General features: G+C 37.7%; 10 protein-coding genes. 9 read left to right on the top strand and 1 reads right to left on the bottom strand.

Annotated elements, in window-relative coordinates; genetic code table 11:
* From GQR46_RS13880 to GQR46_RS13870, 3 genes are all read left to right on the top strand, one after another.
* Positions 1 to 356 (top strand): hypothetical protein (locus GQR46_RS13880; RefSeq protein WP_165741257.1); only part of this gene is annotated, 356 nt, incomplete at its 5' end.
* A 114-nt stretch (positions 357 to 470) separates the two neighbouring features.
* A complete protein-coding gene (locus GQR46_RS13875; protein WP_165741256.1) occupies positions 471 to 2003 on the top strand; it encodes a ParB/Srx family N-terminal domain-containing protein in 1533 nt (510 codons plus the stop codon).
* On the top strand, positions 2000 to 2878 hold the full coding sequence (locus GQR46_RS13870; protein ID WP_165741255.1) for a DNA adenine methylase: 879 nt from the start codon (positions 2000 to 2002) through the stop codon (positions 2876 to 2878). Before GQR46_RS13875 ends, GQR46_RS13870 begins: the two co-directional genes overlap by 4 nt.
* 76 nt (positions 2879 to 2954) lie before the next feature.
* Here GQR46_RS13870 and GQR46_RS13865 read toward each other — a convergent pair whose 3' ends face one another.
* A complete protein-coding gene (locus tag GQR46_RS13865) occupies positions 2955 to 3593 on the bottom strand; it encodes a S24 family peptidase (protein ID WP_165741254.1) in 639 nt (212 codons plus the stop codon).
* A 152-nt stretch (positions 3594 to 3745) separates the two neighbouring features.
* Between GQR46_RS13865 and GQR46_RS13860 the strand changes: the two genes are divergently transcribed.
* The 6 genes from GQR46_RS13860 to GQR46_RS13835 form a co-directional block, all read left to right on the top strand.
* Positions 3746 to 3964 (top strand): YdaS family helix-turn-helix protein, encoded by a 219-nt coding sequence (locus tag GQR46_RS13860; protein WP_165741253.1) that lies wholly within the window; start codon positions 3746 to 3748, stop codon positions 3962 to 3964.
* Positions 3965 to 4013: 49 nt separating this feature from the next.
* A complete protein-coding gene (locus GQR46_RS13855) occupies positions 4014 to 4253 on the top strand; it encodes a hypothetical protein (protein ID WP_240922909.1) in 240 nt (79 codons plus the stop codon).
* 10 nt (positions 4254 to 4263) lie between these two features.
* Positions 4264 to 4677, top strand: coding sequence for a hypothetical protein (locus GQR46_RS13850; protein WP_165741252.1), 414 nt, complete (start codon positions 4264 to 4266; stop codon positions 4675 to 4677).
* 9 nt (positions 4678 to 4686) lie between these two features.
* The gene (locus tag GQR46_RS13845; protein WP_165741251.1) at positions 4687 to 5283 is read left to right on the top strand and encodes an SAM-dependent DNA methyltransferase; all 597 of its coding nucleotides are present in this window, start codon (positions 4687 to 4689) and stop codon (positions 5281 to 5283) included.
* Between the two features lie 19 nt (positions 5284 to 5302).
* Positions 5303 to 5578 carry a hypothetical protein gene (locus GQR46_RS13840; protein WP_165741250.1) on the top strand — a complete coding sequence of 92 codons (276 nt, stop codon included), beginning with the start codon at positions 5303 to 5305 and terminating at the stop codon, positions 5576 to 5578.
* A gap of 4 nt (positions 5579 to 5582) precedes the next feature.
* Positions 5583 to 7040 (top strand): replication endonuclease (locus GQR46_RS13835; protein WP_165741249.1); only part of this gene is annotated, 1458 nt, incomplete at its 3' end.

Raw genomic sequence — 7040 nt, 5'->3', positions numbered from 1 at the left:
TAAAAAAAGCTGAAGAGGCTTTTCTGTTACTTCCCGATTTAAGATTTAAAATGTGCGCTTATATAGCTAATTTACATGTGAGAAAGTCAAAAATGGGAAATAATGAGCATAATGAATTGATAGGCATTATGAACAAAGTTGAAACGTATTTTGAGCTTTATTTTACTGATAATGCTTCAAGTGCAAAAAAAATTAAGGAGAATTATTTAGAATTGAGGGAGTCAATTTTGAGCAAACCAAGCGATGATACCATTAATAAAGGTGATATCACGGCTGATATTAAAAGTATTGAAAAAGAACTCAATGAATTAAAAGATTTGATCAAAAGCGTAATCCATATAAACAAACACTTATAATAATGATTGAAGGCTGGCTATCAAAAAACCAACTAGCTTTTAGGTGAACTGGACCTGAATTGCTGGTATATTATTGATTATTAGATTTATTTAAACTTGTGAAAGGAATGGTAGATGAGTAATTTTGATTGGTTAGAGAAAAGGACACCTCGAGCAGTTGATCAACTAAGGTTATGGTCTGAGAATCCTCGATTATCACCAGAAGAAAATTATGTTCATATGGCAGATTATGTACAAGAACTACTTGCTGATTCTAGTGAAAAAGACCATTTATATAAACTAATTCAAGCTATTGCTACTGATGGTTTTATTCCAGCTGACCCCATAGTTGTTTGGAAAAACCCTGATAATGAAAAGTATTACGTAGCAGAAGGGAATCGAAGGGTTTTAGCTCTCAAGCTATTACGTAACCCTGAAAGGGCACCGCTATCTATACGCTCTTTTGTTGAAAAACTATCTCGACAAATTGATCGAACAACTATAGAAAAAATAAATGTCAATGTTGCGCCAACATTTGACGATTGTGAGTGGTATGTAAATCAAAGGCATGCGGGAAGCTCACTACAGCGTAAGTGGTCGAGGTTACAGCAGCAACGTTGGATTGCCAATTTATATGATAAATATAAAGGGGATATTGATAAATTAATTGCTGTAACTAAATATTCGAAGGGCGAATTAGATCACACTCTACGAGTTTTGAAAATCAGAGATTTGGCTACAAATAATAAAATTTTAAGCCAACTTACAGAAGACGAGCAAAAATATGTGCAGTCTCATAGAGTGCCGATGACAATCTTTGAGAGGTGGTTTTTAAACACCAAAGTAAAAGAAGCGTGGGGCTTTTCGACTGAAGTTGAAGGTGTTGTCATCACATCAAATAAAAATAGCTTTTATGCCGCTTATGCGCAGTGGCTAAAGTATGTAATTAGAAAAGATGAAGATGACGTTGAGGTTAAAATTAATACCCGGACAATTGATAATAACCTCGATTCTTTGTTAGAAGCATTACCAACAGTTTCTTTTGATAAAAATGAACCTCAAGCTACAGATCCCAACCCAATGACACCTTTGGGCAATAATACGAACTCTAATACGGCTAATGTTGGTGAGAATGAAACTGATCACGAAGATACGGTTTCACCTTTACCCTCTTCATACCCTGATGCAAATATACCTACATTGTATAAGAATCCAGATAGGCCTAAACTTATTGTTGAATCTTGTCAGTTGCGAAGTGATAACCATAAATTAAATGCTTTATTTAAAGAACTAAAAATAATACCAATGGATAGATATAAAAACTGTTTAGCGTCTTCGTTAAGAGTTTTTCTAGATTTGGCCGTAAGAGATTATATTATCAAATCGAACTTAGATAAAAAAATAGGTCAGCAATATCGAAGAGATTTTCAAGAAGTTGTGTTAAAATATAGGTTAGAGTATTTGAAATCTAAAGTTATGGAAGCCAAAACTTTAGAGTATAAGCTAGTTGGTAAACTCCTAAATCCCTCAAATGATTTCAGTTTGGATACTCTTAATAGCTATATTCATGGCATACAAGTTCATCATGTCGACAAGAAGTTTCTAAATAGATTTTGGGATGCCTTATTTCCTTTACTTACATTTTTAGTGGATATTAAAGAGGTATGAAGACTTATTCACCTTTACGTTACCCTGGCGGTAAAGCAAAGCTAACAGCCTACGTACTAGAGACTTTAAAATTAAATAACTTAGAGTCTGGGACTTATGTTGAACCTTTTGCTGGCGGTGCAGCGATTGCTTGGTATTTGCTCATTAATAAACATGTAAAACATGTTTATATTAATGATTTAAATCCTTCAATTCATGCATTCTGGCATAGCGTGCTTAATGAAACAGATGCGTTATGTGAACTCATAAGCAATACACAGGTTGATATAGAACAATGGCATTTACAAAAAGCAATACAGCATGATGAAAAGTCAACATTATTGCAGCGAGGCTTTTCGACATTTTTTCTTAACCGAACTAACCGATCTGGGATAATAAAAGCAGGTGTTATTGGTGGGTTGAATCAAGATGGAAATTATAAAATAGATTGCCGTTTCAATAAATTACGACTTATTGAGCAAATTAAAAAAATTGCAGAGTATAAAAATAGCATTTGCTTAACAAATCTTGATGCAGCTGAGTTTTTGGATGAAGTGCTTCCTCATGTAGAGAATAAGTGCCTTGTTAATATAGATCCTCCATATTATGTAAAGGGTAAGGGGCTATACCAAAACTTTTTTGAACATGATGATCATTATAGATTGTTTGAAAGCGTTAAAAGAATTAAGCAGCCTTGGATAGTGACTTATGACGACGCACCGGAAATAAATGATATATATAGTGAGTTTTCACCAAAACCTTTTGGCTTGACTTACTCCGCGCAGCTAAAAAGAAAGGGTACAGAGGTTATGATTCTTAAGCCATCGATAAACGCCTGTAATTATAAGCCAGATATAACATTCAAAGAAGTTAGTAAATTATCAAATGCTAAGTAACCTGTAGATATAAACTTTCAAAGTTTATTTTAAGCCCGCTAATTACGGGCTTTTTTGTGCCTGCAATTTAGTAAAACTAAAGTGACTTACCTGTAAATATTACTTTTCCAACCAATGTGCAATTACCATTGATGGGTATTAGTTGCTCTGGCCAGTTGGGGTTGGCGGCTTTTAAAAATTTGTGGCCACCTTCAATAATGAGCTGTTTAAATGTGGCTTGGTTGTCGTCGTCTAGGCGTGCTACTACGTACGAACCGTGGATGCATTCGGCTTCAGGGTCTACAAAAATTAAATCACCCTCATCAAACTTTGGCTCCATGCTAATACCTTGCACCTTTAAAACAAAAGTTAGGTCGCTGCAATTAACAGGGCACATAAAACGTTCTGCGTCATACGCTTTAATTTCACTTATTTCTGACCAAGCGCCAGCTTGTACCCAGCTGATAAGTGGGGCGGTGGCTTTGATTGTTGGCCCTGGTGCAACGTTGTTATTTATATTTTTTGCATCACTCTGGATTTCGCCAATTCCAAATAGTAAATACTCTGGAGTGCAATTTAGTGCTTGGGCGAGAGCATCAATCTTACGAGGGCGTTTAGTTTCGCCTGATTCAATATTATGAATAGAGTTTTGTGCTAAACCCGCAATTAAGCCTAGCTGTGCTTGAGTCATTCCCAACTGAACACGTCTTTTTTCTACTCTTTTTCCTAAATCCATTTTTTAAATCCCTAATATTAAAATCGCTTAAAGTGATATTTACTGATTATTGCCTTTTTATTTTATTTTGTCTAATCAGTTAAATCGATATTGACATCGGTTTAATTGATATCTATTATCGGTTTAATTGATAAACACTGCTTGGAGGAAATATGAGTGCCGTAGCAAAAGCAATAGAAATAATTGGTGGGCAAACTAAAGCCGCCAAGTTGTTAAGCACAAAGCAAAACATTATTTGGTACTGGATTAACCGTCATTGCCAAGCCCCAGCGAAATACATTCCGCGTATTTCAGAACTAACTAACGGTGAAGTATCGGTAAACGATTTACTAGCCGATCATCAAAAAAGCAAAAAGGAAGATGCAGCATGAGTAATGAACAACAAATCATTTTATTAGATATTCACCCAGACGCAAAGCGGTGTTGTTTGCACTACTACAAGAAAACAACCAATTACGCACTGAGCTTGAAGAGCAAAAAGACCGCTTAGTTAGCACTGTTGAAGCATGTGAGGTACTAGGCTGTGCCCGTAAAAAGTTTTGGATTTTGTCAAAGTTGTCTGATTTTCCTAAATCGATTCAATTTGGCAAAACTAATCATTATCGCTTAAACGAGCTAATTAAATTTAGAACGCAGCACCAACAAAGCCAAGATAGCTAGGATCATAATCATGACAAATGCAGCATTAGAAATTGCAAAAAAGCGCGGTGTTACAGGCGTAAATGAACAGCCTGAAAAAACTCAGTTAAAAGTTGTTGATGTAAAACCAACACCAAAGGGGCTTACTGAAATTAGAGGGCTATTTAACATCGATCGTCATACCGCTGAATATGTGTATACGCACTTGAGTAAGCCGCAACAAGTAATTGTGTGTTATTCGGCAGGTCTATCTAAAAGTGATTTGGAAAGGAGCTATCACCAATTTGACCGTGAAAAGCGCCTTAAAATACATCAAGCAATTTTACAGCTTCAAGAAATAGTAACCGCCTTTGTTGATGCTAATGCCATGACACCAAGCCGTTTTTTACAAAAACGAGATTTTAGCATTGCTAAAAACACTCAAAAAACAGAACAAGCACATTAGGGGCTGATCATGAGTTCACGAAATCGCGGTACGGTTAGCAACAAAGACGATTACTACGTTACACCTCATTGGTTAGTTAGTGAGTTTTTAGACGCAGTAAACCCGGCAAGCCCACACGCTAAAACGCCACTTGATTTAGGTAACGACATACTCGACCCAAGCGCCGGCGGGTGTGATAAATACCCAATGAGTTACCCAGCGGTATTAAACACACATGGTTATTTTAATGTTGAAAGTTGGGATATACGCATGGATAGCCGCGCCAGTAAAAAAGGGCACGACTTTTTAAGTGTTAAAGGTAAAGAGCAATACGATACTGTAATCACTAATCCCCCGTTTAGTATCTCTGAAGAATTTTTAAATAACGCGCTTACGTATGTTAAACCACACGGTTTAGTGATTATGCTGCAACGTGTGAATTGGTTAGGCACACAAAAGCGTTTTGAAATGTGGCAAACCATGCCGCTGCATTCTGTTTTTGTTCACCACAAACGCCCAGGCTTTAATCCTGAAAAGCCAAGTAAAACCGACTCAATAGAATACGCCCATTTTGTATTTTGCAAAACTGCAAAAGAAAACCTCACACCAAATCTGTTTGTAATTTAACCTCAAAGGAATACTAAAAATGAACACAATCAAAGACCAAGATCTATCTAAAAAACATTTAATACTCAATATTGTTTTACACACTATTGAGCAAGCAAATTTTACTATTCGTCTTTTAAACAAGCGCAGCACTGTGCACATGTTAATGCAGTGCGAAGACACGCTAACCGACTTGCTACCAATCGTAAAACTGATTGCTGATGACGATGTTAACTTTGAACAAGTTTATAGCCAAATGAGCATTGCATTAAACGCTGTGCAAATTGGTGGCGAACCAATGGAAATAGAGCTGTAACGCCGTGGCTAACCCTAAACTAATCGACCTTGAAACCCTTAGAGTATCTGGTATAGCTAAGGGCTTAATTTCGTCTATTAGCGATATTGACGACCGCAACTTTTTAGCGCGTGGCCTGCAAAATGTGCCAGTACCTTTACAAAGTCGTATGGCCCGTAAATACATGGACCGCTATAACCAAAAAAAGGCGGGTAGCCAATACCGTGCTAATACATGGTTACGCCGCACCATTGCCCGTTTAAAACCGCGCTTTGGCGTACTGTTTAGTATTACTCAAAATATGCCATTGCCATGGCATATTTTAAGCAGTATTGAAAAAACCAAAAAACACGCAGGCACACTCGCTTTGGAGTGCGTGCAAATAACGCTTGATGTAAGCGAAGAAAACCAACACCTACCGTATGAAAAAATAATATCGTTAACCTACGATGCAATAGCCACGCATGCCAAAGCAGTAGGCGCTAATGTGCCATTTTACGCCATGTGTGATGACAACTTGCCAACCGAATGTTACGAAATTGCATTGCTTAAAATGCAGTGTGATAAATGGTGGGCTCGTCAGTTAAAAACGCTGCGAAAGCAGTTTTTAGAATTGCTAGAAATTGCTACAGGCCAAGTAGGCAAAGACTTATACCACGACAAAAAAAGCAAGAAGCCTAAACGCCGTGGTATTAGCCCGTATTCATCAAAACAAGCACAGCGAGAATTTAGCTTTGCTCAAGCCAGTGGCCGCCAGTTCTTAGAAATGATGGAACTACAAAGCAGCGACGGCGATGTAATTGACTTAATTGAAGCAGTAAAAAGCGGCATGGCAAACCCCGCTAACCGCCGTAATGAGTTAATGCTAAGAATACGTGAAACCGAAGAGCTGGCCGATGAAATGGGCTATGTTGCCATGTTTTACACCATTACTTGCCCTGCGCGTTTTCATGCCAATGCAAATACGTGGGATGGTTCAACCCCTAAAGATGCCCAAAATTATTTAACTACTACGTGGGCACGTGCACGTTCAAAGCTAAACCGCCGCGACCTTAAATACTTTGGCGTGCGCGTAGTTGAGCCTCATGCTGACGGTTGCCCGCATTGGCACATGATGTTATTCATGCCAAAAAATAAGCTTCAAGAAATCAACGCCATTTTACGTTGGTACTTTATTCAAGAAGATAAAACCGAGCTTTACAATCGTTACGGCCCTGAGCTTACTCGAGCAAAAGTATTTAATAAATTTGTAGATATAAACACCCACGGCACACACATAAAAACGGTTGAAGCCTGTGTTAAATACCGTGCGGGTACAGAAAAAAGTCATTTATTTAAGCTTTACAAACAAAAGCGTACCAAATGGGGCTTTGCAAAAAAGAAAGCCAATGAAGTAGCCATTCAGCGCAATAAAGAAGAGGCCGAGAAAGCCAAGGCTGAAAAAAGAGAACCTAAAAAATTTAAGGCTAAAAACCACAAAGCG

Source organism: Pseudoalteromonas sp. Z1A6 (assembly GCF_011378745.1).
GTDB classification, from domain to species: domain Bacteria; phylum Pseudomonadota; class Gammaproteobacteria; order Enterobacterales; family Alteromonadaceae; genus Pseudoalteromonas; species Pseudoalteromonas arctica.
Note: the sequence above shows the minus strand (reverse complement) of the source record. Positions and strands in the feature narration are given on the sequence as shown.